The organism is Actinomadura opuntiae (assembly GCF_030283205.1).
In the GTDB taxonomy this organism is placed as follows: Bacteria; Actinomycetota; Actinomycetes; order Streptosporangiales; family Streptosporangiaceae; genus Spirillospora.
The window spans coordinates 463390-486940 of record NZ_JASNWF010000006.1 but is presented as its reverse complement, the minus strand read 5'-3'; the positions used below and the strand labels follow the sequence as shown (position 1 = coordinate 486940).

Below are 23551 nucleotides of genomic sequence, written 5' to 3'. Positions count from 1 at the left end.
GCTGTGTGACCCACTGCACGCGGCTTTTGGACAGAAATCCATTAACCCGGGGTGACCGTGCTCGCACCCATGGGGCAGAGTGAGACACGAGCAGACGATTGCCGCATGACCCTGATCAGGACGGCAGGAAGAGGAATGACCATGACGAGATCGCCGCGCCGCCTCAAGCAGCAGGTCCAGGACGCGGTGGGCGAGCAGGTCCGCGACCTCCCGCTGCACGCCGTCCGGCTGGCCATGTTCGGTGTCGGCCGGGCGCTGCTGCTCGGCGACCGGGTGAGCCGCGACTACAAGGAGATCACCGAGGGCGACGGCGTCGGCCCGGTGATCGGGCGGCTGCGCCACGACGTCAGGCACACCGCCGGGAAGGTCGTCGGGAAGGTCGTGGAGACGGTCCGCGGCGGCGAGGACGAGCCCGAGCCGGAGGCCAGGCCCCGGACGCGCACCCGGCCGGCCAGGCCGGCGGCCGAGCGCGGGACGGTCCGGGCGGCGCAGCGGCGGGCCGCCGACGGGGAGATCTCCGTCGGCAAGCCGGCCGCGAAGCCCGCTCCGAAGCCCGTCCGGGACGACGCCCCGGTGGCCAAGCCGGCGCCGGAGCCGAAGCCCGCCGAGCCGCGTCCGGAGCCGGAGGCGCAGGCGAAGCCGGCTCCGAACCCCGTCCCGGAGGCCGACCCGACGCCCGCGCCGAAGCCGGACAAGCCCGCGGCGAAGCCGGACAAGCCCGCGGCGCAGGAGGGCCCGTTCGAGCCGAAGCCCGAGCTCAGGCCCGCCGCGCCGGCCGAGGCCCGGCGGGCCGCGGAGGGCCTGCCGGTGCCGAACTACGACGAGGCCACGCTGCCGCAGCTGCGCGCCCGGCTGCGCGGCCTGTCGGCGGACCAGGTGAAGCTGCTGCGCGAGTACGAGCGCAAGCACGCCGCCCGCCCCGAAGTGATCAAGATGTACGAGAACCGCATCGCGAAACTGAACGGCCTGAACTGACCCGGAGCTTCTCCGGGTCACCGGCCATGCCCCCTTCGGAGGGCACTCGGGCGGCGGGCGGTCGACGCGAACCACGCGCCGACCGCCCGCCGTCCGACGTCCGCTAGACCACCTCACCCGCCGACCACGGCCCCGGTGACGGCCTGCGTCTCCCGCCCGGCGACGGAGAGCGGGTGGTCAGCCGGCGGCCGGGCTGAAGCGGACCGGGAGGGCCGCCAGGCGGCGCACCCAGAACGACGGGAGCCACAGGAGCTCGTCCGGCTTGACCGCGAGCTCGATGTCGGGCAGCCGGTCCAGCAGCACCTCGACCGCCGTCCTGGCGATGATCTCGGCGAGCTCCGGGGCGGGGAAGGGGCAGCCGTGGTCGCCGTGCCCGAACGACAGGTGGGCCCGGTTCCCGGCGCCGGCGCCGTGCGCGGGCGGCTGCACCTGCGGGTCGGCGTTCGCCGCGGCCCATCCGAGGATCAGCATGTCGCCGGGGCGGATCCTGCGCCCGGCCAGCTCGCAGGAGTGCACGGCGAAGCGGCCGATGTTGTTCTGCGACGGCGTGTCCTCCCACAGCACCTGGTTGAGGGCCTGGGAGACGCTGCCGCGGCCGCCCTGGAGCGTCACGGCGAACCGCTCGTCGACCAGCATCAGCCGCAGCGTGTTGCCGATCCAGTGGCCGGTGGGCAGGTGGCCGGCGCTCATCATCGGGATGAGGTCGCTGACCAGCTCGTCGACGGTGAGGCCCGCCGGATGCTGAAGCATGCGGGACGTGACGTCCGGGCCGGGACGCGCCCGGCGCGCCTCGGCCAGCCTGCGCATGGTCTCCTGGAGTCGCTGGTAGGCCGGGACGGCGTCCTCGTCGGAACCCGCCACGGCCATGACGTCCCGGATCATGTCGGGCGCCTCGGCCGCGGGCACCCCGAAGAGCCCGGCGACCACCAGCGGCGGGAGCCGGTCGGCGAACCGGCTGATCAGGTCCACCTCGCCGTCCCCGGCGAACTCGTCGATCAGCCGGTCGGCGATCCGCTCGCAGTCGCCGGCCAGCTCGGTGCGGTCGACGGCGTCCAGCGCGTCGCTGATCGCCGTGCTGCGCCGGTGGTGCTCCTCCCCCTCGGCGAGCATCACCGAGGGGTTCCAGCCGACGAACGGCAGCAGCGACCAGTTCTCCGGCACGGCGTCCCAGGCGTTCCAGCGGCGGGTGTCGCGCGCGAACAGCCCGGGGTTGCCGGTGACGTGGTTGACCTCCCGGTACCCGATCACGTACCAGGCGGGGACGTCGCCTTCGAGTAGGACGGGCACGACCGGGCCGTGCTCGCGGCGCATCCGCTCGAAGAAGTCCGCCGGCCGCTGGTCGAACTCCTCCCCGTACAGGCGGACGGCGCCGTCGGCGTGCGGCGCGGCGGTCTCGCCGGTCTCGCCGGTCTCGTCGGTCACTGCGCGGCCTCCTGGAGTGCGGCGGGGTCGTGGAGTGCGGTGAGGTGCCGGACGAGCGTGATCAGCACGTTCTTGGTGGAGTCGCGGAGCCGGGCGTCGCAGTCGACCAGCGGGACGCCCCCGGGGAGCGACAGCGCGTCGCGCACCCGCTCCAGGGACGGCCGCGGGCCGGGCGCGTCGAACCGATTGACCGCCACCACGAACGGCATCCGGTGGTGCTCGAGCCGGTCGAGCGGGTAGAAGGAGTCCTCCAAGCGGCGGGTGTCCACCAGCACCACCGCGCCCAGGCTGCCGGAGAACAGCTGGTCCCAGACGAACCAGAACCGCTTCTGGCCGGGGGCGCCGAACAGGTAGAGCACGCGGTGGGCGTCCAGGGAGATCCGGCCGAAGTCGAACGCGACCGTGGTGGTGCGCTTGGCGGCGACGCGGCTGGGGTCGTCGATGCCGACGCCGGCCTCCGTCATGACCTCCTCGGTGCTGAGCGGGCGTATCTCCGAGACCGAGCCGACCATGGTGGTCTTCCCGACCCCGAACCCGCCCACGATCACGATCTTCAGTGCGTCCCGCGCGGTGCGGAGCAGCGGCACGTCGCCCGCGGCCCCGGCCGGCGCGCCGCCGGCTCCGGGGTCCGCAGGCCGGTCAGAGGTCTTGGAGTCCAACGAGCACCTGCTTCAGCGTTTCCAGGTCGGCCGGCCGGTTCGTCGCGGCGGCCGAGGTCGGATGGCGGACGGTGATGTGGCCGGTGTCGCGCAGGTCGAGCAGCAGGATCTTCACCACGCTCACCGGCAGCCTCAGATGGGAGGACAGCTCGACCACCGCCATCGGCTCGCGGCGGCACAGCCGCAGGATCGCGACGTGCTCGGACTGCATGCCGGGCACCGGGTCGTTCTCGGCGCTGACCAGCGTGACGAGGTCGAGGGCGTCGTCGCCCGCGCGGCTGCGGCCCCCGGTGACGGTGTAGAGCCGGTCGGGGTCGCCGAGGTCGAGGGGCTGGGGGGTCATCTCGGCGCGGGGGTGCGCGGTGCCGCGGTCAGGTAGCCGCCGATCTGCTCCACCAGCTCGTTCATGCTGTGCCCGACGAGGCCGACGTCGGCGTCCTCGCGGGCCACGACGGCCAGGTGCGCCCCGGCGCCCGCCGGGATGATCAGCAGCAGCCCGCCGGCGAACTCCATCATCGACTGGCCGGCGCCGACGCCGGTGCCGAACTCGTGGGAGGCGGTCAGGGACAGGCTCTGGATGCCCGAGGCGATGGCCGCCAGCTGGTCGGCCCTGTCCTCGTCCAGTCCGGGGGTGTGGCAGATCTTCAGACCGTCCCGGGACAGCACCAGCACGTGCTGGATGCCCGGGGTCCGGTCCGCAAGGGACGTCAGAAGCCAATCGAGTCGACGCTCATCGCTGCTCATCAAGATCACGGAACGGACGACGCCGCGGCGCCCGCGGCGGATCGCGTCCCTGCCTCCTATCTGTGGATCCTGCGGTCCGGACGAGGGTGCCGGGACCGGCCGTCCCGGTGGCCCGTCCGCCGAACGGGCCGCGGGCCATGAGCCCTACTGATCGGGTTCCCGGGCGGGTGCGGTGCCGTCGTGCCCGGTGTCGTCGTGCCCGGTGTCATCGTGCCCGGTGTCATCGTGCGCTGTGCCTTCGTGCGCGGTGCCGTCCGCGGGCTCGGACGTGCTGCGGGTCGTGGCGTCGTCGGCAGTCCGGTGCCGTCCCGAGGCGGACTCGCGGAAGGCGGCGAACCGCGCCCCCGGGTCGCGGGGCCTGGGCGGCGGGGCCGCGGGCTGCTCGACGGTCCCGGTGAGCGTGGCGCCGCGGCGGCGTTTGGGCAGGTACTCCCCGTCGGCGGCGCCGGCGTCGGGTGCCTCGGCCAAGGCCACGGCCGTCGCGGCGGCGGGTTCGCGGGCCGGTGCGGAGGCGCCTCTGCGCACGGTCCGCACGGGATCGGCGGCGAAGGCCGCGCCGGACGCGCCGGCGGGGTGGCTGATGAGCCGGCGCGGGATCAGCACGATCACGCCGATGCCGCCGCGGGAGGACGGCCGGAAGCTGATCCGCAGCCCGTGCTTGCCCGCCAGCCGCCCGACCACCGCCAGCCCCAGCCGGGTCCCGGGCAGCGAGGTCAGGTCGGCGGTCTCCGACACCAGCCGCTCGGCGCGCTCCCGCTCGCGCTGGCGCATGCCCAGGCCGCTGTCCTCGATGGTGACGACGACGCCGGCGTCCTCCTCCTCGGCGTAGACGTGCACGGCGGTGCCGTGCGGGGAGAAGTTGGCGGCGTTGTCCATCAGCTCGGCCAGCGCGTGCATGACGCCCTCGGCGGCGAACCCGGCGACGGCGGCGGTGGTGGTCGAGTGGTACTGGACGCGCTGGTAGGAGGCGATCCGGCCCATCGCGCCGCGGATGATGCTCTCCAGGACGATGGGCTTGGTCCAGCGCCGTCCCGAGCGGCCGCCGCTGAGCAGCGCGATGCTGTCGGCCAGGCGTCCCATCTGGGAGACGTGGTGGTCGAGGTCGAGGAGCTCGCCGAAGACCTCGTCCTCGTTGTACCGGTCCTCCAGCTCGCGCAGCTGGGCGAGCATGCGGGTGGTCTGCGCCTGGATCCGCGCCGCGGCGCTCGCGCAGGACGCCATGGCGGCCGCCCGGGTGCGCTCGCCCGCGGCGAGGGTCTCGGCGACGTCGTTCAGGAGCCGGTCCAGTGCGGCGTGGGAGGGCGCCGGGAGCTCGGCGAGCACGGACGCCGCCGAGGCGCGGTCGCCGCGGATCCGGTCGATCAGCGCGGGCAGCGTCGCGTCGGCCACCTGCCCGACCTCGTGCTCCAGGGCGGCCAGTTCGGCCCTGGCCTGGACCGCGCCGCGCTCGCTCGCGGCGACGCCTTCCGCCACCACGCGCACCAGCCGTCCGAGCAGGTGGTTCGGGACGGCCCGCAGCTCGGCCAGGATCTCCTCCGGCGCCGCACCGGCGTGCAGGCGCCCGATCAGCGCGGGCAGGGGCCCGTCGACCAGCTCCTGGAGCCTGCGCTCCAGCAGGCCGCTCTCGCTCTCCACCTGCGCCAGCCGGTCACGGACCTTCCGCGCGTACGCGGCGTAATAGGCCGCGGCTCCGCAGGCGACGCTGAGGGCGAGCGCGGCGGCGCCGCCGCCCGCCGCGACCAGCGTGCGGGCTCCCTGGTCAACGGCCAGCAGCGCCCCCAGCCAGGCGGCGCCGGCGACGACCGCGACGACCAGCCCGACCCAGACCGCGCGTTCCAGCGCCGCGCGCTCGATGCGTGCTCGACCGGCTTGAGATGCCATCCATCGTGTCCTTGTGAGCGTTGGTGACTGGCGCGCAGGAATCCTCGGCCCGTCGCACGGGCGGCCATAACGGAATAAGGCGCGATAAGGATGCACCATAACGCTCGCGTGCGCAGGTATTTACCAGAACTGCTAGATATCGGACGCGGCGGCCGGCGCACCCGAGACGGGGCGCGCCGGCCGTGCATGCCGGTCGTCCGGCCCGGCGGACGAACCGCGCGGGCCGCGGTGACGGGTCAGGACCGGACGGCGCCCAAGGTGACCGGCAGCGAGAGCGGGCCGACCGTGAAGAACGACGGGGAATAGGGGATGTCGCCCGGATCGACGGCCAGCGTGAGCTCCGGCAGGCGCCGGTACAGCGTCGCGAGCACCAGCCGGCCCTCCAGCCGGGCCAGGGACGCGCCGATGCAGTACCGCGGCCCGTGGCCGAAGGTGAGGCGCCCGTTCTGCTCCCGGGTGATGTCGAACCGGTCCGCGTCCTCGCCGTACTCCTCCGGATCGAGGCCGCTCGCCTGGTAGACGACGCCGACCGCCCGGCCCTTGGGAATGGGCACCCCGGCGACGGTCACGTCCTCCGCGGTGAAACGGAAGCTCGTCATCATCACCGAGTGGCGGTAGCGCAGGGTTTCCTCCACCACGTCGGCCCAGCGGTCGCCCGCCTTGGCGAGTTCGAGCTGGCCGGGGTTCTGGGCCAGCGCCACGATCGCGTGGCCGAGCATGTGGACGGTGGTCTCGTGGCCGGCCACGAGCATCAGCCAGAGCACGCCGACCAGCTCGTCGGTGGTGAGCCTGTCGCCCTCGTCGCGGGCCTGGACCAGGCTGGAGGTGAGGTCGTCGCCGGGCGCCTCCCGCCTGCGCTCCACCAGCCCGTGCAGGTAGGACTGGAGGGCCCGCTGCGTCGCGAACGCCTCGTCCGGCGGGGTCGTGTGCGCCAGCAGCGCGGCGGTCCAGTTGCGCATCCGGGGCCGGTCCTCGGGCGGGACGCCGAACAGCTCGCAGATCACCCACATCGGCAGCGCCTCGGTGAAGGCGGGGACCAGGTCCACGCCGTCGCCCGCGGCGATGACGTCGTCGAGCAGGCCGTCCACGATCCGCTGGACGCGCGGCTCCAGCGCCTGCACCCGCGCGGGCGTGAACGCCTTGCCGACCAGGCCGCGCAGGCGGCGGTGGTCGGCGCCGTCCTTGGTGGACAGGTGGCCGCCCTCGACGATGGCGCGCAGCGGCCAGTCCTCGGGGATCGACCCGTCGTGCAGGGCGGGCCAGTGCCGCGGCTCCCGCAGGAAGGTCCTGTTGTCGCCGGCGAGGATCTGCCGCACGGCGTCGTGGGTCAGCGCGAGGTAGGCGGGGACGCCGCCGGGGAACTCCACTTCGACCACGGGAGCGATATCCCGCAGCCTCATACAGGTGTCGAGCGGCGCTTCGTCCGCGGCGGGGAAGGACGGCAGGCTGATTGTCATCGGTCCCATTGAGAGGTGAGGAAGGCGGTGCGTACGGACGGGTACATCACTATCTCCTTGGATCACCCGTGACAAGTTATTCGGGAAAAACAAGGAAATATGACCATTGCCTCGCATTCGCCACCCAGCTCGACGACCTGCGCGAACTCGGCGCACTGCCCCACGACGCCGGCCGGGCCCCCTTCGGCCCGGCCGTTGTCGGCGGATTCGCCGCTCCTGCCGTATCGCAGGAAGAACGACGGAAATGGCAGTGGAAATGTTCGCCGCCCTGAACGGCGCCCTCTCTTTCCGGACCGTCCGCCCCCGCGGAGCGGCCGGGCCGGAGCCGAGGGACGCCGAGAGGGTCCCTATGCCTTGGCCGCGACCGGAGCGTCCTGGAAGGCGTGGTCGATGTCGACCCGCTCCAGCGGCGCCATGTGGCGGCGGCGCGTCACCAGGACGCCGATCGCGACGGCGCAGCAGGCCGCGCCGACGACGTACGGCAGATGCGGGTCGACCTCCTCGGCCAGCTTGGTGGCGAAGTAGGGCGCGAGGGCCCCGCCCATCCAGCGGACGAAGTTGTACCCGGCGGACGCGACGGGCCGCGGGTTGTCCGAGACCTCCATCGCGGCCTCGGTGAACGCGGTGTTGTTCAGCCCGATCGGGATGCCGGACAGGATCGTGCAGACGATGATCCCGTCGTGCTCGAGGAAGGCCAGGCCGAGCTGGAACAGCACCAGCAGGGCCAGCCCGAGGTACATGACCCGGACCGTTCCAATGCGGCGCTGCAGCGCGGGCGCGCCGAACACCGAGGCCAGCGCGACCATCACGCCCCAGCCGAAGAACACCAGGCCGATGCCGTGCGCGCTCATCCCGAGCACGAACGGGGTGTAGGCGAGGACGGTGAAGAACGCGTAGTTGTAGAACAGCGCGGTGAACGCGGTGGTGGACAGCCCGCCGTGCCCGAGCGCGCGGATCGGCGCGCTCAGCCGGGTCTTCTGCGCGGGCTTCGGCGGCGCCTTGAGCAGCGTGGCGATCAGCAGGAAGCCGACGGCCATCAGGATCGCGGTGCCGAAGAACGGGAACCGCCAGTTCATGTCGCCCAGTAGCGCGCCGACGAGCGGGCCGAGCGAGATGCCGAGGCCGAGCGCGGCCTCGTAGAGCACGATGGCCTTCTCGGCGCCGCCGGACGCCGCGCCGACGATGACCGCGAGCGCGGTGGCGACGAACAGCGCGTTGCCGAGGCCCCAGCCGGCCCGGAAGCCGACGAGCTGCCCGACGGTGTCGGACGTCCCGGCGAGCCCGGCGAACACCACGACGAGGGTGAGCCCGATCATCAGCGTCCTCTTGCCGCCGATCCGGCTGGACACCCAGCCGGTGACCAGCATGGCCACCGCGGTGATCAGGAAGTAGCTGGTGAACAGCAGCGACACCTGGCTCGGCGTCGCCGACAGGTTCTTGGCGATCGCGGGCAGGATGGGGTCGACGAGCCCGATGCCCATGAAGGCGACGACGGCGGCGAAGGCGGTGGCCCACACCGACATCGGCTGCCTGAGGATGCCGCCGCCCTTCGTGCTCGACGAGGGCCGATCGGTGCCTGACGAGGGCCGATCCGTGCTCGACGAGGGCCGATTCGTTATCGGCGAGGACCGATTCGTTATCGGCGAGGGCCGAGCGTGCATGGAGACCTCCCTTGGGGACCGTACGTGTCGAGGGGCCCCGCGCCTCCCGGCCCGGCCTCGCCGGGATCAGGACGCGGCGAAGAGCTTGTCCAGGGCGGGCAGCGCCGCGGCGACCGCCGCGCGCTCCTCGTCCGTCAGCGCCGCGAACCGTTCGGCCAGGAAGCCGATCCGCTGCGCGCGCCCGGCGGCCAGCCGCTCGCGTCCCGCCGCGGTGAGGGCCGCGGTGACGACGCGGGCGTCCGAGCCGTCCCGGCCGCGCTCCACCAGGCCGTCGCGCTCCAGCCGGTTGATCTGCGCGGTCATGGTCGGCAGCCGGACGCCGTGCTCGGCGGCCAGCTCGGTCATCCGGCGCGGCCCGTGCTCGAGCGAGCCGAGCACCGACAGCTGCTGGCTGGTGATCGCCTGGTCGGCGGTGGCGCGGCGCAGCATCAGCACGATGTGCCGCAGGCTGCGGTTGAGCTGCTCGGCCAGCGCGCGCTCGGGAACGGTCACGGTTGCTCTCCTCGAAATTACTTAGTCAGTCTAAGTTAGTTGGGCTAAGCACTGAAGCCGTCCGGCCTGTCGTCTCCGTCACACGCCGCGGGGATCGCGGCGCCCGTAGAGTGCGGGCATGGCGATGGAGACCACGGCCGAGTCCCCCGTGCCGGTGCGGACCGTCCTGCAGGCGGTGGGCGGCTGGATCGGCCGCCTCGGCCGGATCTGGGTCGAGGGCCAGATCACCGACCTCAACGCCCGCGGCGGGACGGTCTACCTGACGCTGCGCGACCCCGTCGCGAACATGTCGGTCCGGGTCGTCGGGCCGCGCGGGGTGGTCGAGGCCGCCGGGCCCGCCGTCACCGACGGCGCCCGCGTCGTGGTGCACGCCAAGCCCGACTTCTGGATCAACCGCGGGACGTTCTCGCTCAGCGCCCTGGAGATCCGCCCGGTCGGCGTCGGCGAGCTGCTGGCCCGGCTGGAGCGGCTCAAGCAGGTCCTCGCGTCCGAGGGGCTGTTCCGTCCCGAGCGCAAGCGGCCGCTGCCGTTCCTGCCCGGCAAGGTCGGCCTGATCTGCGGCCGCGACTCCGACGCCGAGCACGACGTCCTGCAGAACGCGCGGCGCCGCTGGCCCGCCGTGGCGTTCCGGGTGGAGAACACCGCCGTCCAGGGCTCCTACGCCGTCGGCGAGGTCATGGAGGCGCTGCGCAAGCTCGACGCCGATCCCGAGATCGAGGTCATCGTCATCGCGCGCGGCGGCGGCGCCATGGAGGACCTGCTGCCGTTCTCCGACGAGGCGCTGGTCCGCGCGGTCGCCGCCGCCCGCACCCCGGTCGTCAGCGCGATCGGGCACGAGCAGGACAGCCCGATCCTCGACCTCGTCGCCGACGTCCGCGCCTCCACCCCGACCGACGCGGCGAAGAAGGCCGTCCCGGACGTGCGCGAGCAGCTCCAGCTCGTCCGGCAGCTGCGCGACCGGGGCCGGCGCTGCCTGGGGGGCGCGGTGGAGCGCGAGCTGCACTGGCTGAAGTCGGTCCGCTCGCGGCCCGCGCTCGCCGACCCCGTGCGGGAGATCGAACGGCAGTCCGAGCAGGTGCTGGCCCTGCGCGACCGGACCCGCCGGTGCCTGTCGGCGGCGCTGGACCGGGCCGGCGACGAGCTGTCGCACACCCGCGCCCGGCTGCTGGCCCTCTCCCCCGCCGCCACCCTCGACCGCGGCTACGCGATCGTCCAGCGCGAGGACGGGTCGGTCGTGCGCGAGCCGTCGGACGTCGGGGACGGCGAGCGCATTCACCTCCGCCTGTCCGGCGGCCGCCTCACCGCCGCCGTCTCCGCCCGCGAAGAGCCCTAGAGTTGGGCGAGTGGCAGAAGAGAACGCGACCGAGCGCAAGCCGTCGTACGAGCAGGCCCGGGACGAGCTGGCCGACGTCGTCAAGCGGCTGGAGGCCGGCGGGCTGACGCTGGAGGAGTCCCTCGCCCTGTGGGAGCGCGGCGAGAAGCTCGCCGAGGTCTGCGAGGAGTGGCTGGAGGGCGCGCGCGCGAGGCTCGCCGCCGCCATGCAGGGACCGGAGGACGGCGACGCCCCGGCCCCGTTCTGACCGTAAGGGAACACTCACCTGGGGGTGAGCCCGCGGGCCCGGTCAGGACCCCGGGGTGGCCGGCGCCGACGGCGCCGGGCCCCCGCCCTGTCTGGGCTGCGGCTTCAGCGACGCGGCCAGCACCGCCAGCTCCTCGTAGGACGCGGTGCCGGTCACCACGATGCTCATGCCCCCGGGGCCGGGCCGCTCCAGCGAGTTCGCCTTCTTGTCGTTGCGGTGGTACTTCGCCCACGACTCGCCGCCGACCTGCATCGTGCCGATCGGCTTGCTGCTGTTGGTCATCCGCGGGACGTAGGCGGCGGCCTTCTCGTTGCTCTGCTCCAGCGCCGCGTACTCGCCCTTCGGCGTGACGAACCCGAGGTGCCACGCGACCGGCTGCTTGCCGCCGGTGTCCAGGCCGTGCAGCCGCGAGCTGGTCGGACGCCAGCGCGCCGGCAGCCCCTCCGGCGCGTACACGGTGAACGGCGCGTCGCTGCGCAGCGCCCACAGCTGCGAGGAGTAGTCGACGGTCGGCAGCACTTCCTTGTTGTCGCGCGGCGTGATCACGAAGATCGCCAGCACGAGCAGCAGGCACGCGCCCATCGCCAGCGTGAACCCGCCGAGCCCGGTGGTCAGCCGCTTGTACACCGCCGGGCTGACCTTGACCACACCGCGCTCGCCGGCGTCCGCCGCGGCGCCCTCGCCGTCCTGCACGCGCGACGCGGCGGCCTCCTCGGCGCGTGCGGCGCCGTCGCGCGGCGGCTCCGGCGCGGCGGACGGCCGCCGCTCGGCGGGCTGCTCACCGGGCTGCCCCATGGGCTGCTCGGCGGCGGGCTGCTCGGGCCCGGAGGCGGTGTCGGCGGCCTCCGGAGCGGGTGCGGGGCTCTTGTCGGTCACCCCTCCAGGATCCCGCACGGTCAGCGCTGCTCGGTACCGGGGTTCCTGATCGTGCCGACGATGTTCATGATCTTGCTCGCCAGGGTGCGGGCGGCGCCCTCGTCGTCCATCAGCGAGATCTCCGACACCGCGCCCGCCATCGCGCCCGTCAGCACCACGACCAGCGCCTCGTCCACGCCCCCGTCGGCGGTGTGGAAGAGCGCGGCGTTGCGGCGCGCCCACTTGTTCAGGCGCTGGCGCATCACCCGGTCGAACCCGGGCGGGCCGTCGCCGGAGATGAACAGCCGCGCGACGTCCCGCTCCCGCAGGCAGCCGTCCAGGTAGGCGCCCGCGCCCGCGACGAACTGCCGCATCGGGTCGCCCTCGCCCGCGTCCCGCACCGCGTTGATCGCCTTGCGGGTGCGCTCCTGCTGGCGGCCCTGGAACTCCTCGAACAGCGTCAGGTACAGGTCGGCCTTGCCGTTGAAGTGGTGGTACAGGCTGCCGACGCTGGCGCCCGCCTTGGCGACGATGTCGGTCACCGCGGCCTGCGCGAAGCCCGCCTCGCAGAAGACGTCCCGGGCGGCCGACAGCAGGGCGCTGCGCGTGGCGGCCCCCCGGTCGGAGGTCCGCGCGGGCGCCGGCGCGGCCCCGGCGGCCCCGTCCTGGGCCGTCCCGTCGGACGAGACGTCGATGTCGCTGCTCATGAGCCCAGAGATTACGCCCTCTTCCCACGGGGAAACGATCCCTTGCCCGCGCGACGGTCAAATCGGCCCGCGCGCGGGCCGGGACTCCCCGGCGGCGCCGGGCTGGTCTGGTCCAATTTGTGGCCCGCCGTCCGGTCCCCGGAGAATCCGAGTCACCACCGAACGAAGGGGCCGCCCCGCCATGTCCGAAGAGACCACCGTTTCCTCCCCGCTGACCACCGAGCCGTCCGCGCCGGACCGCAACCTGGCGATGGAGCTGGTCCGGGTCACCGAGGCCGCCGCCATGGCCGCGGCGCGCTGGGTCGGCCGCGGGGACAAGAACGGCGCCGACGGGGCCGCCGTCAACGCGATGCGCCAGCTGATCAACACGGTGTCGATGCGCGGCGTGGTCGTGATCGGCGAGGGCGAGAAGGACAACGCCCCGATGCTCTACAACGGCGAGGAGGTCGGCGACGGCTCCGGCGCCGAGTGCGACGTCGCCGTCGACCCGGTGGACGGCACCCGGCTGACCGCCCTCGGCATGAGCAACGCGATCGCCGTGCTGTCGGTGGCGCCGCGCGGCTCGATGTTCGACCCGTCGGCGGTCTTCTACATGGAGAAGCTCGTCACCGGTCCCGAGGCCGCCGACGTCGTCGACATCGAACGCCCCATCGCCGACAACATCCGCGCCATCGCCCGCGCCAAGGGCTCCTCCACCAACGATGTCACCGTCTGCATCCTCGACCGCCCCCGGCACGAGGGCATCGTCAAGGAGGTCCGCGAGACGGGCGCCCGCATCAAGTTCATCCTGGACGGCGACGTCGCCGGCGCGATCATGGCGTCCCGTCCCGGCACCGGCGTCGACCTGCTGCTCGGCATCGGCGGCACCCCCGAGGGCATCATCGCGGCCTGCGCGATCAAGGCGCTCGGCGGCGTCATCCAGGGCCGCCTGTGGCCGCAGGACGACGCCGAGCGGCAGAAGGCGATCGACGCCGGCCACGACCTCGGCCGCGTCCTCACCACCGACGACCTGGTCACCTCCGACGACGTCTTCTTCGCCGCGACCGGCATCACCGACGGCGAGCTCGTCGACGGCGTCCGCTACAGCAAGGGCACCGCGGTCACCCACTCCCTGGTCATGCGCTCGCGCAGCGGCACGATCCGCACCATCTCCAGCGAGCACCAGCTCAGCAAGCTCCGCGCCTACAGCGCCATCAACTTCGACAGCGCGGTGTGAGTCGGTAGATCGCTTCCGGGGTCCGCCTCCGGCGCGGTCAGCGGCGGAGGCGGCCCTTGACGCGCTGGCGCAGCGTGCGCCTGGGGGCTCTGGCCCTCACCGAGCCGAGGACGAGGGTGCCGGCGATCTCGATGGTCGGGCCCTCGGCGGCAGGGCGGGTGCGCAGTTCGCGGATGCTGAGGATGGTGCGGCCCGTCACGTCGACGCGGACGCCCTCGGGGACGAGGAGGCGGACCCGGCCGGCGAGGACCATCGCGTCCAGGACGATGTGGCGGCGTTGCAGGACGGCCTCGCGCAGGTCGAGCTCGACGGTGCCGAAGAGGGCGAGCAGCGGCAGCTTGACCGGGACGACCCAGCGGCCGTCGCGGCGGACGCGGCCGAAGAGGACCGAGACCGGCCGGTCGTCCACGAGGATGGGCTGGGCCTCCTCGGGGCTGAGGTCGACGGTGAGTCCGGTGAGCTCGCCGAGGGTGCGGGCGGCGAAGACGCGGGCGGTGCGGTCGGCGTGCTCCTGCATGGTCAGCCGGCCGTCCGCGAGGGCCTCGCCGAGCACCGCCGCGACGCGGTCCCGGTCGGCGTCGGAGGCGCGCAGGTCGCGCACGCGGGCGGCCTGTCCGGAGCGGCGGGGGATGTCCACCTACACGAGGGTAGCGGGCGCCCGGCGGGCGGCCGGGGGAAAAATCGGTGGGGTTCTGTCGGCCCCGGTACCTAGGGTGACGGCATGACGGTGCAACGTGCGCGGCCCGTGGCCGGGGAGGGGGAGGCCGGGGCGGCGGCGATCAGCATGCGGGGGGTGGTCAAGCGCTTCGGGGCCTTCACCGCCGTCGACGGGCTGGACCTGGACGTCCCCGCCGGGAGCTGCCTCGGCCTGCTCGGCCCGAACGGGGCCGGCAAGTCGACGACGATGCGGATGCTGACCGCGCAGGCGATCCCGGACGAGGGGAGCATCCGGGTGCTGGGGTTCGAGGTGCCCGCGCAATCCAAGCGGGCGCGGGCGGCGATGGGGGTCGTCCCGCAGCAGGACAACCTCGACGAGGAGCTGACGGCGCGCGAGAACCTGGAGGTGTTCGCGCACCTGTACCGGGTGCCGCGGCGCGAGCGGGCGAGGGCGGTCGACGAGGCGCTGGCGATCGCGCACCTGACCGGGCGGCAGGGCACGAAGGTGGACGACCTGTCGGGCGGGATGCGGCGGCGGCTGCTGATCGCGCGGGGGCTGGTGCACCGTCCGGCGCTGGTGCTGCTGGACGAGCCGACGGTGGGCCTCGACCCGCAGGTGCGGGCGGAGCTGTGGGGGCTGATCGACGGGCTGCGCTCGCGCGGGACGACGGTGCTGATGTCGACGCACTACATCGAGGAGGCCGAGCGGCTGGCCGACGCGTGCGCGCTGATGTCGCACGGCAGGGTGATCGCGCGCGGGGCGCCGGCGGAGCTCGTCGCCGAGTACGCGGGCGAGCTGGTGGTGGAGCACCACGGGCCGCCGGACCGGCTGACCGAGGTGGAGCGGGCCGCGCGGGGCGCGGGCCTCCCGACCCGCCGGACGGGCCCGTCGGTGTCGGTGCTGAAGGCCGAGACGATCCCGCCGTCGCTGGAGGACGAGCTGGGCCCGGACGGGGTGCGGCGGGCGTCGAGCCTGGAGGACGTGTTCGTGGTGCTGACCGGGGAGCGGGTGGAATGACCGTCCAGGCGGGACGCGTGCCGCGGCTGCGGCGGTTCGAGGCCGCGCCGCTGAAGGGGATCTGGCGGCACGAGCTGGCGCTGTACAAGCGGTACTGGATGACGCAGTCGTTCGCCTCGATGGTGGAGCCGACGTTCTACCTGCTGGCGTTCGGCTACGGGTTCGGGTCGATGGTCGCGATGGTGGGGCACTACCGCTACCTGGACTTCGTGGCCACCGGCGTGGTGGGGACGGCGGCGCTGTTCACGTCGGTGTTCCCGGGGATGTTCAACTCCTACATCCGGCGGGCTTTCCAGCACACCTACGACGCGATCCTGGCGGCGCCGGTGGACGTGCACGAGCTGGTGACGGCGGAGGCGCTGTGGATCGCGGCGAAGTCGTCGGTGTACTCGTGCACGCCGATCGTGGTGGCGCTGTTCTTCGGGCTGGACCCGTCGTTCGGGATGCTGCTGGTGCCGTTCATGGTGTTCTTCCTGGCGCTCGGGTTCGGGCTGTTCGGGATGTGGACGTCGTCGGTGGTGCCGTCGATCAACTCGTTCGACTACGTGATCACCGGCGTGGTGACGCCGCTGTTCCTGGTGGCCGGTACGTTCTTCCCGATCGACGCGCTGCCGGGCTGGGCGCGGTACGCGGCGCGGCTCAACCCGCTGTACCACTGCGTGCAGCTGGTGCGGGACGCGGTGTTCGGGCTGCGGCCGCTCGCCGACCTCGGGCATCTGGGGGCGCTGGTGCTGTTCGCGGGGCTGATGTGGATACTGGCCGTCCGGGGCATGCGCAGGCGGCTGATCGACTGAACCCGGCGGCCGGCAGGTCATTGACCTGGCGCGTCCCCTGTCTCTACGCTGACGCGAATCTTCTTCACGTTCGCCGCCAGAGAGGTCGGGCCGCATGAGCGAGCGCATCACCGAGCGGGACCGCCGCGCGCGGATCTCCGCCTATGCCGCTTTCGCCGTCCAGGGACTGTGCTTCGCCTCGCTGGTGACGCAGGTCCCGAAGATGCAGAAGACCCACCACCTCAGCGACGGGACGCTCTCCCTGGTCCTGCTGATGGTGCCGCTGATCGCCGGCGTCGGCAGCGTCGTGTCGGGCGCGCTGTTCAAGCGGTTCGGCAGCGGCCCCGTCCTGCGGGTCGCGCAGCCCGCCGTCGCCGTCACCATCGTGCTGATCGGCGCCACCGGCGACAACGACATCGCCCTGTACGGGGCCGTCGCGCTGTTCGGCCTGTTCGTCGGCGCCGTGGACGCCTCGATGAACGCGCAGGCCATCGCGGTCGAGCGCCGGTACGGGATGAGCCTGATCACCGGCTTCTACGCGGTGTGGAGCGTCGCCGGCATCCTCGGCGGCCTGTGGGCGTCGGCGAGCAACAAGCTGGACCTCTCGCTCCTCACCGGCTTCGGCATCGCCGCCGCCGTCGGCATCGCGGGCTCCCTCGCCACCGGGCCGCGGCTGTACCGGCGCGACGAGGAGGGCGACGGGCCGACCGCCGAGGAGCTGAAGGCCGCCGGGCGCAGCGTCCCGTGGCGGCCGATCCTGGTCGTCGGCGCCGCGATGGCCGTCGCCTACCTGGCCGACTCGGCGATCTCCAGCTACGGCGCCAAGTACCTGGACGACGAGCTTTCGGCGAGCGACTGGGTCGCGCCGCTCGGCTACGTCGCCTACCAGATCACCATGGTGGCCAGCCGCGCGGTCGCCGACCTCGCCGTCCGCCGCTCCGGCGCCGTCCAGGTGGTGCGGATCGGCGGGCTGGTCGGCATCGTCGGCATGGCGGGCGTGGTGGCGGCGCCGAACGCGGCCGTCGCGATCGCGGCGTTCGCGCTCGCCGGGCTCGGCCTCAGCGTGATCGCGCCGGTGTCGTTCTCCGCCGCCGGACGCGTCGACCCGACCGGCCTCGGCGTCGCCGTGGCCCGGGTGAACATCTTCAACTACGTCGGCTTCGTGCTCGGCGCCGCCGTCGTCGGCGCGATCGCGCCGGTCAGCCACACCCACGGCCTGCGCCTGGCGTTCATCGTCCCGACCGTGCTGATCCTGGTCGTCTTCGTCACCGCCAAGGGCTTCGCCCCTCAGCCGGTCGAAGGCGCCGACCCCAACGCCCCCGCCATGGAACGCCCGATGGCTTGATCTTCCCCGGGGGGCGACCCCCTGGAACCCCCGTCACGACGGTGGAGGCGTTTCGCGCTCCGCTGGCGCTCCGCGCGAAACGCCTCCACCGTCGGCGGGCACGCCCGCTGCGCTCGCTGGCGCTCGCTCCGCGTGCCTGCCCGTGGCGGTGACCGAGGTCCACGCCTCGGGGCATGGCTCGAACCGGGACCGTCGGGTGTTTGCCCGCGTGCGGTCGAGGCTCAGGTCGTCGGGGGCGGGGTTATACGGGTTCTTCCAGGGCCGTTACGGCGCGTTCGCCTTCGGCTTGGGCCTCTTCCGGTGTCATGTCCTTGAGCGCCTGGCTCAACGCCACCTCGGCGGCGTCGGCGGCGGCGCGCAGGGTGACGGCGTGCTCCTGGGCGCGCTCAATGTTGCCCAGGCCCACGCAGTCGAAGGCCACCTGCGCGTCGTGACCGGCCATCTTCAGCTGCCGCGCGGCCTCTTCCAGACTCATCCATACCTCCTACACCGGGGATGTTGGTCCTACCCTTCCGTCCCCTCGGTAACCGCTTTGCCGAGCAGCTCCGCCGCCTTGACCAGGTGATTTTCGGCAAGGCGGGCATATCCCAGGACGAGGGCGGGGGGCGCGTCGGCGGCCCGGCCCGGCGACCACATCTCGCGGGCGCCGGCGGCCGACACCCCGGACGCCGCCGCGCGGGCCAGCACGGCGTCCTCGTCGCATCCGGACGGAAGTTCCACGTAGAGGTGGATGCCCGCTGAGACGCCGCGAACCGCGGCGCGGGGAAGAAATGCGGCCAGCGCCTCGGCGAGGGCGTCGCGGCGGGCCCGGTAACGGCGGCGCATGGTGCGCAGATGCCGGTCGTAACCGCCGCTCCGGAGGAATTCGGCGAGCGCGTACTGCTCGATGACGGGCGCGCCGAGGTCGGTGTGCCCGCGGTGCTCGCGCAGCCGCGTCGCGAGGGCCGGCGGCGCGACGGCCCAGCCGAGGCGCAGCGCGGGCGCGAGGGACTTGCTGACCGAGCCGAGCAGCACCACGCGGTCGGGGTCGACGCCCTGGAGGCAGCCGACGGGCTCGCGGTCGTAGCGGAACTCGGCGTCGTAGTCGTCCTCGAGGATCAGGCCGTCGACGTCCCGCGCCCAGGCGATCAGTTCGGCGCGGCGGGCCGGGGAGAGCACGACGCCGGTCGGGTACTGGTGCGCGGGCGTGACGAGGACGGCGCGGGCACCGGTGCGGGCGAGCGCGGCCACGTCCAGGCCGTCGCGGTCCACCGGGACGGGGGCCAGCCGGATGCCGGCCGCCTCCAGCATCGGCACCTGCCGGACGCTGGTGGGGTCCTCGACGGCGAGGACGCGGTGGCCGTCGGCGAGCAGCAGCCGGACCAGCGCGGACAGCCCGTGCGCCACCCCGTTCATGATCACGACGCGGCCGGGTTCGGCGACGGCGGCGCGGACCCGGCCGAGGTAGCCGGCGAGCTCGGTGCGCAGCGGCCGGACGCCGCCGGGGTCGGGGTAGGTCAGCTCCTCGCTGGGCAGGGTGCGCAGCGCGGCGCGGGTGGCGGCGATCCACCGCTCCCGGGGGAAGGCGGACAGGTCGGGCTGGGACGGCCACAGGTCGTAGGGCACGCCCGGGTCGGGCGGGATGTCGCACGACGGCAGCGCGGCGGGGGCCGGGTCGGCGGCCGGGGGTTCGGGCGCGGTGTCGTCGGGACGGGCGAGCGGGGCGATCCGGGTGCCGTCGCCGCGCCGGGCGATGAAAAAGCCCTCGGCGGTCAGCTGCTCGTAGGCGGCCACGACGACGCCGCGGGAGACCTGGAGGTCGCGGGCGAGGTCGCGGCTGGACGGGAGCCGGGTGCCGGCGGTCAGCCGGCCGCTCCGCACCGCCGCGCGGAAGCCCGCCGCGATCTGCGCGGCGAGCCGGCCCGCGCCGCGGTCCAGTGGGAGATGGAGGTCGGTCACATGACTCTCAGCGTCAACCGGGCGTTCATCCGTCACTTGCCAATGAATGGACCAAGATCCAGCGAGGCCATTGGCTCTGTTTCGCGGTCCAGGGGGCTTCTAGCGTTCCGGACATGAACCTTCCCTCGCTTCCGCCCGGCGCCGGCGGGCGCGGCACCGCCGCCGCCGGCGCCGCGATGTTCCTCGTCGGCACGCTGACCGCGGTGTCGGCGACGATCTCGCACTACCCGGTCTTCGGCGGCCAGGCCGTCCGGTACGCGGTGGCCGCGCTGATCCTGCTGGGCGTCGCGCGGCTCCGGGGCGGCCCGGCGCGGCGTCCGACGGCGCGGGAGTGGGCGCTGCTGGCGGCGCTCGCGGGAACGGGGCTGGTCGCGTTCAACGTCTGCATCGTCGCGGCGACCCGCGACACCAGCCCCGCCACGATCGGGACGGTGATCGGCGCCGTGCCGGTCGCGCTGGCGATCGCCGGGCCGCTGATGGAGGGCCGCCGTCCGGCGCCGGCGCTGATCGCGTCGGCGTGCGTCGTGGCGGCGGGCGCCGCGCTGGCCAGCGGGTTCGGCGGCGGCAGCCTGCGGGGGCTGCTGCTGTCGCTGGGCGCGCTCGGCGGGGAGATGTGCTTCTCGCTGCTGGCCGTCCCGCTGCTGCCCGCGCTCGGCCCGGTGCGGGTGTCGGCGTACTCCGCCGTGCTGGCCGCGCCGATGCTGCTGGTGATCGGCCTGGTCACCGAGGGGTCGTCGGTGCTGCGGGCGCCGACCCGCGCCGAGTTCGCCGGGCTGGCGTACCTGTCGGTGGTCGTCACCGTGGTCGCGTTCCTGCTCTGGTACGGGGCGCTCGGCCGGCTCGGCGCCGACCGGGCGGGGCTGTTCGCCGGGATGATCCCGGTCAGCGCGGTGGTCACGACGGTGGTGCTCGGGCTCGGCCGGCCGGGCCCGGCCGACATCGCCGGGGCGGTGCTGGTGGCGGCGGGGGTCGTCCTCGGGCTGCGGCGCCGGGTCGTACCCTGTGAGGCGGCCCCCATCGGAATCGCGCGAGGATCTGCCTGAGATGCCTGAGTTCTCCTACACCGACCTGCTGCCCCTCGGCCCGGACGAGACCGACTACCGCCTCCTGACCTCCGACGGGGTCTCCACTTTCGAGGCGAACGGGCGCACGTTCCTGCAGGTCGAGCCGGAGGCACTCCGGCTGCTCACCGAGACCGCGATGCGCGACGTCGCGCACCTGCTGCGGCCCGCGCACCTGGCGCAGCTGCGCCGGATCCTCGACGACCCGGAGGCCTCCCCCAACGACCGGTTCGTGGCGCTGGACCTGCTGAAGAACGCGGGCATCGCGTCCGGGGGCGTGCTGCCGATGTGCCAGGACACCGGCACCGCGATCGTCATGGGCAAGCGGGGCCAGCACGTCCTGACCGACGGCCGGGACGAGGAGCACATCTCGCGCGGCGTGTACGACGCGTACACGAAGCTGAACCTGCGCTACTCGCAGATGGCGCCGCTGTCGATGTGGGACGAGAAGAACACCGGCAGCAACCTGCCCGCGCAGGTCGAGCTGTACGCGGCGCCGGGCGACGCCTACAAGTTCCTGTTCATGGCCAAGGGCGGCGGCAGCGCGAACAAGTCGTTCCTGTACCAGGAGACCAAGGCCGTCCTGAACCCCAAGCGGATGATGTCCTTCCTGGAGGAGAAGATCCGCTCGCTGGGCACCGCCGCGTGCCCGCCGTACCACCTGGCGATCGTCGTGGGCGGGACGTCCGCGGAGTACGCGCTGAAGACCGCCAAGTACGCCTCGGCGCACTACCTGGACACGATGCCGACGGAGGGCTCGCCGCTCGGCAACGGCTTCCGCGACCTGGAGCTGGAGCTGCAGGTGTTCGAGCTGACGCAGAAGCTCGGCATCGGCGCGCAGTTCGGCGGCAAGTACTTCTGCCACGACGTGCGGGTGATCCGGCTGCCGCGGCACGGCGCCTCCTGCCCGGTGGCGATCGCGGTGTCGTGCAGCGCGGACCGGCAGGCCCTCGCCAAGATCACCGCGGAGGGCGTGTTCCTGGAGCGGCTGGAGACCGACCCGGCGCAGTACCTGCCCGACACCACCGACGAGCACCTCGACGACACGGTCGTGAAGATCGACCTCAACCGCCCGATGGACGAGATCCGCGCCGAGCTGACCAAGTACCCGGTCAAGACCCGGCTGTCGCTGACCGGCCCGCTGGTCGTGGCGCGCGACATCGCGCACGCCAAGATCAAGGAGCGGCTGGACGCGGGCGAGCCGATGCCGCGGTACCTGCGCGACCACGCCGTCTACTACGCGGGCCCGGCCAAGACGCCCGAGGGCTACGCGTCCGGGTCGTTCGGCCCGACGACGGCCGGCCGCATGGACTCCTACGTCGAGCAGTTCCAGGCGGCGGGCGGCTCCCTGGTGATGCTGGCCAAGGGCAACCGGTCCAAGCAGGTCACCGACGCCTGCAAGGAGCACGGCGGGTTCTACCTCGGCTCGATCGGCGGCCCGGCGGCGCGGCTCGCCCAGGACTGCATCAAGAAGGTCGAGGTCCTGGAGTACCCGGAGCTCGGCATGGAGGCCGTCTGGAAGATCGAGGTCGAGGACTTCCCGGCCTTCATCGTGGTGGACGACAAGGGCGGCGACTTCTTCGCCGACACCACCGGCCCGGTCCTCACCATCGGCCGCCGCTAGGGCGCGGCCGGGGGTCCCACGACGGCGCGCGGCGCCCCGGAATCGGTGTCTCCGCGGCCCGTTCCGGGGGCGCTTCTGGGCGACAGGTCACATATTGGCCCTAAATCCAACTCGGTGCCGACGTCTCCCCGGTGACCGCGCGGCCACTCCGGTATCTTTTCCGCCATGTCTCAGTCAGAGCGCCTCGTGCTAGCGACGCGCTACCGGCTGGTCTCGGAAATAGGTCAGGGCGCCAACGGCACCGTCTGGCGGGGCCATGACGAGCTCCTCGATCGCGCGGTGGCGATCAAGGAGCTGCGGCTCCCCGAGGACCTTTCCCAGGACGACCGGGTGGTCTTCTTCCGCCGTACCCTGCGCGAGGCGCGCGCGCCCGCGCAGCTGCGCACCCACTCGATCGTCGAGGTCTACGACGTCGTCACCGAGCAGGGGCGGCCGTGGATCGTGATGGAGCTGATCGAGGCGCCCAACCTCGAGCAGCTCATCGAGCGCGACGGCCCGCTGCCGCCCGAGCGCGTCGCGCACATCGGGCGGCGGCTGCTGGACGCCCTCAACACCGCGCACAAGGCCGGCATCGTGCACCGCGACCTCAAGCCGAGCAACGTGCTGCTGGACGGCGACCGGGTCGTGCTCACCGACTTCGGGCTGGCGTTCTCGTCCGGGTCGGCGAGCCTGACCAAGACCGGGCACTTCATGGGCTCCCCCGCCTACGTCGCGCCCGAGGTCGCCGCCGGCGAGAAGGCCACCCCGCGCTCGGACCTGTGGTCGCTCGGCGCGACGCTGTACGCCGCGCTGGAGGGGCACCCGCCGTTCGAGCGCGAGAACGTGATGGCGACGCTGTCGGCGCTGGCGAACGAGTCGACGCCGGCGCCGCAAAACGCCGGCGCGCTCGCCCCGGTGATCACCGGGCTGCTGGAGAAGAACCCGACCCGCCGGCTCAGCCACGCCCGCGCGGTCGACCGGCTGGAGCGGGCCATGGCCGGCCCGCGGGCCGGCCGCCGCCAGGCGACGCCCCGCTACCGGCTGATGGCGGTGATCGCGCTGATCGGCGCGACCGTGGCGTCCTGCGGGATCGGCGCGACCGCGCTGATCGTCGGGATGATGCGGGAGAGCCCGGGGCCGTCCCCCACCGCTCACGCGTCGACCTCTCCCGGCGGGCAGGTGCAGGCGTCACCGCCGCCGGGCGTCGGCCACAGCACGCTGGTCGTGCGGGCCCGCACCGGCTCCTGCAGGATCTTCGTGTCGGTGCCCGGCACCGCGATGAAGGTGCTCACCGACGGCGTGCTCCCCCAGGGCGAGGCGCGCCAGTACGGCGAGTCCCGCATCAACGCGGTGATCTACGACGCGTCCGCCTGCGAGGTGTGGGTGAACGGCCGGCAGAAGCCGCTCGGCAAGCCCGGCGAGCGCGTCAGCTACACGCTGACGAAGGGCGCCGGAGGCTGATCGCGGGGCCCTCCCGTGCGGGAATTCACGGCCCTCCCGTGCCGCT

The 23551-nt window shown here is 73.4% G+C and carries 23 protein-coding genes; 10 read left to right on the top strand and 13 right to left on the bottom strand.

Going from position 1 to position 23551, the window contains the following annotated elements; translation table 11 throughout:
- Positions 1–141: 141 nt before the first annotated feature.
- Positions 142–975, top strand: a complete 834-nt coding sequence (locus QP089_RS15995; protein WP_285912380.1) for a DUF8129 domain-containing protein — start codon at positions 142–144, stop codon at positions 973–975.
- 177 nt (positions 976–1152) lie between these two features.
- Here the strand turns inward: QP089_RS15995 and QP089_RS15990 are convergent, their stop codons facing one another.
- From QP089_RS15990 to QP089_RS15955, 8 genes are all read right to left on the bottom strand, one after another.
- Complete coding sequence (locus QP089_RS15990; RefSeq protein WP_285912379.1) at positions 1153–2397, bottom strand: cytochrome P450; 1245 nt, start codon at positions 2395–2397, stop codon at positions 1153–1155.
- A complete protein-coding gene (locus tag QP089_RS15985) occupies positions 2394–3056 on the bottom strand; it encodes a GTP-binding protein (protein WP_446474031.1) in 663 nt (220 codons plus the stop codon). Before QP089_RS15985 ends, QP089_RS15990 begins: the two co-directional genes overlap by 4 nt.
- Positions 3037–3399: a DUF742 domain-containing protein gene (locus QP089_RS15980; protein WP_285912378.1), complete on the bottom strand. Its 363-nt coding sequence runs from the start codon at positions 3397–3399 to the stop codon at positions 3037–3039. Before QP089_RS15980 ends, QP089_RS15985 begins: the two co-directional genes overlap by 20 nt.
- Positions 3396–3800, bottom strand: a complete 405-nt coding sequence (locus QP089_RS15975) for a roadblock/LC7 domain-containing protein (protein WP_285912377.1) — start codon at positions 3798–3800, stop codon at positions 3396–3398. The genes QP089_RS15980 and QP089_RS15975 overlap by 4 nt, the downstream gene beginning before the upstream one ends.
- A 144-nt stretch (positions 3801–3944) precedes the next feature.
- On the bottom strand, positions 3945–5681 hold the full coding sequence (locus QP089_RS15970) for a sensor histidine kinase (RefSeq protein ID WP_285912376.1): 1737 nt from the start codon (positions 5679–5681) through the stop codon (positions 3945–3947).
- A gap of 236 nt (positions 5682–5917) precedes the next feature.
- Positions 5918–7138 (bottom strand): cytochrome P450 family protein, encoded by a 1221-nt coding sequence (locus QP089_RS15965; RefSeq protein WP_285912375.1) that lies wholly within the window; start codon positions 7136–7138, stop codon positions 5918–5920.
- Between the two features lie 347 nt (positions 7139–7485).
- On the bottom strand, positions 7486–8661 hold the full coding sequence (locus QP089_RS15960; protein WP_285912374.1) for an MFS transporter: 1176 nt from the start codon (positions 8659–8661) through the stop codon (positions 7486–7488).
- Positions 8662–8865: 204 nt separating this feature from the next.
- Positions 8866–9291 (bottom strand): MarR family winged helix-turn-helix transcriptional regulator, encoded by a 426-nt coding sequence (locus QP089_RS15955; RefSeq protein WP_353070590.1) that lies wholly within the window; start codon positions 9289–9291, stop codon positions 8866–8868.
- A 118-nt stretch (positions 9292–9409) separates the two neighbouring features.
- On the opposite strand from QP089_RS15955, the gene xseA reads away from it, so the two are divergent.
- Together xseA and QP089_RS15945 are read left to right on the top strand one after the other, a co-directional pair.
- On the top strand, positions 9410–10624 hold the full coding sequence (gene xseA, locus QP089_RS15950) for an exodeoxyribonuclease VII large subunit (protein ID WP_285912373.1): 1215 nt from the start codon (positions 9410–9412) through the stop codon (positions 10622–10624).
- A gap of 10 nt (positions 10625–10634) precedes the next feature.
- A complete protein-coding gene (locus QP089_RS15945; RefSeq protein ID WP_285912372.1) occupies positions 10635–10871 on the top strand; it encodes an exodeoxyribonuclease VII small subunit in 237 nt (78 codons plus the stop codon).
- 42 nt (positions 10872–10913) lie between these two features.
- Here the strand turns inward: QP089_RS15945 and QP089_RS15940 are convergent, their stop codons facing one another.
- Positions 10914–11747: a DUF4245 domain-containing protein gene (locus QP089_RS15940; RefSeq protein ID WP_285912371.1), complete on the bottom strand. Its 834-nt coding sequence runs from the start codon at positions 11745–11747 to the stop codon at positions 10914–10916.
- Between the two features lie 20 nt (positions 11748–11767).
- Positions 11768–12433: a TetR/AcrR family transcriptional regulator gene (locus tag QP089_RS15935; RefSeq protein WP_285912370.1), complete on the bottom strand. Its 666-nt coding sequence runs from the start codon at positions 12431–12433 to the stop codon at positions 11768–11770.
- 181 nt (positions 12434–12614) lie between these two features.
- Here QP089_RS15935 and glpX point away from each other — a divergent pair, with 181 nt between their 5' ends.
- Positions 12615–13649 carry a class II fructose-bisphosphatase gene (glpX, locus tag QP089_RS15930; protein ID WP_285912369.1) on the top strand — a complete coding sequence of 345 codons (1035 nt, stop codon included), beginning with the start codon at positions 12615–12617 and terminating at the stop codon, positions 13647–13649.
- 37 nt (positions 13650–13686) lie between these two features.
- Here the strand turns inward: glpX and QP089_RS15925 are convergent, their stop codons facing one another.
- Positions 13687–14286 carry a DUF1707 SHOCT-like domain-containing protein gene (locus tag QP089_RS15925; protein ID WP_285912368.1) on the bottom strand — a complete coding sequence of 200 codons (600 nt, stop codon included), beginning with the start codon at positions 14284–14286 and terminating at the stop codon, positions 13687–13689.
- A gap of 84 nt (positions 14287–14370) precedes the next feature.
- On the opposite strand from QP089_RS15925, the gene QP089_RS15920 reads away from it, so the two are divergent.
- The 3 genes from QP089_RS15920 to QP089_RS15910 all read left to right on the top strand — a co-directional run bounded on the left by QP089_RS15920 (position 14371) and on the right by QP089_RS15910 (position 17442).
- On the top strand, positions 14371–15324 hold the full coding sequence (locus QP089_RS15920; RefSeq protein ID WP_285912367.1) for an ABC transporter ATP-binding protein: 954 nt from the start codon (positions 14371–14373) through the stop codon (positions 15322–15324).
- Positions 15321–16118 carry an ABC transporter permease gene (locus QP089_RS15915; protein ID WP_285912366.1) on the top strand — a complete coding sequence of 266 codons (798 nt, stop codon included), beginning with the start codon at positions 15321–15323 and terminating at the stop codon, positions 16116–16118. The genes QP089_RS15920 and QP089_RS15915 overlap by 4 nt, the downstream gene beginning before the upstream one ends.
- A 94-nt stretch (positions 16119–16212) precedes the next feature.
- Entirely contained in the window at positions 16213–17442 is a 1230-nt protein-coding gene (locus QP089_RS15910) for an MFS transporter (RefSeq protein ID WP_285912365.1), read from the top strand.
- Positions 17443–17683: 241 nt separating this feature from the next.
- Here the strand turns inward: QP089_RS15910 and QP089_RS15905 are convergent, their stop codons facing one another.
- A complete protein-coding gene (locus QP089_RS15905; protein ID WP_285912364.1) occupies positions 17684–17917 on the bottom strand; it encodes a hypothetical protein in 234 nt (77 codons plus the stop codon).
- A gap of 29 nt (positions 17918–17946) precedes the next feature.
- A complete protein-coding gene (gene pdxR / locus QP089_RS15900) occupies positions 17947–19380 on the bottom strand; it encodes a MocR-like pyridoxine biosynthesis transcription factor PdxR (protein WP_285912363.1) in 1434 nt (477 codons plus the stop codon).
- 113 nt (positions 19381–19493) lie between these two features.
- Here pdxR and QP089_RS15895 point away from each other — a divergent pair, with 113 nt between their 5' ends.
- The 3 genes from QP089_RS15895 (at position 19494) to QP089_RS15885 (ending at position 23505) form a co-directional block, all read left to right on the top strand.
- Positions 19494–20423, top strand: a complete 930-nt coding sequence (locus tag QP089_RS15895; RefSeq protein WP_285912362.1) for a DMT family transporter — start codon at positions 19494–19496, stop codon at positions 20421–20423.
- Position 20424: 1 nt separating this feature from the next.
- Complete coding sequence (locus QP089_RS15890) at positions 20425–22065, top strand: fumarate hydratase (protein ID WP_285912361.1); 1641 nt, start codon at positions 20425–20427, stop codon at positions 22063–22065.
- Positions 22066–22230: 165 nt separating this feature from the next.
- Complete coding sequence (locus QP089_RS15885) at positions 22231–23505, top strand: serine/threonine-protein kinase (RefSeq protein ID WP_285912360.1); 1275 nt, start codon at positions 22231–22233, stop codon at positions 23503–23505.
- The last annotated feature ends 46 nt before the right edge of the window (positions 23506–23551 follow it).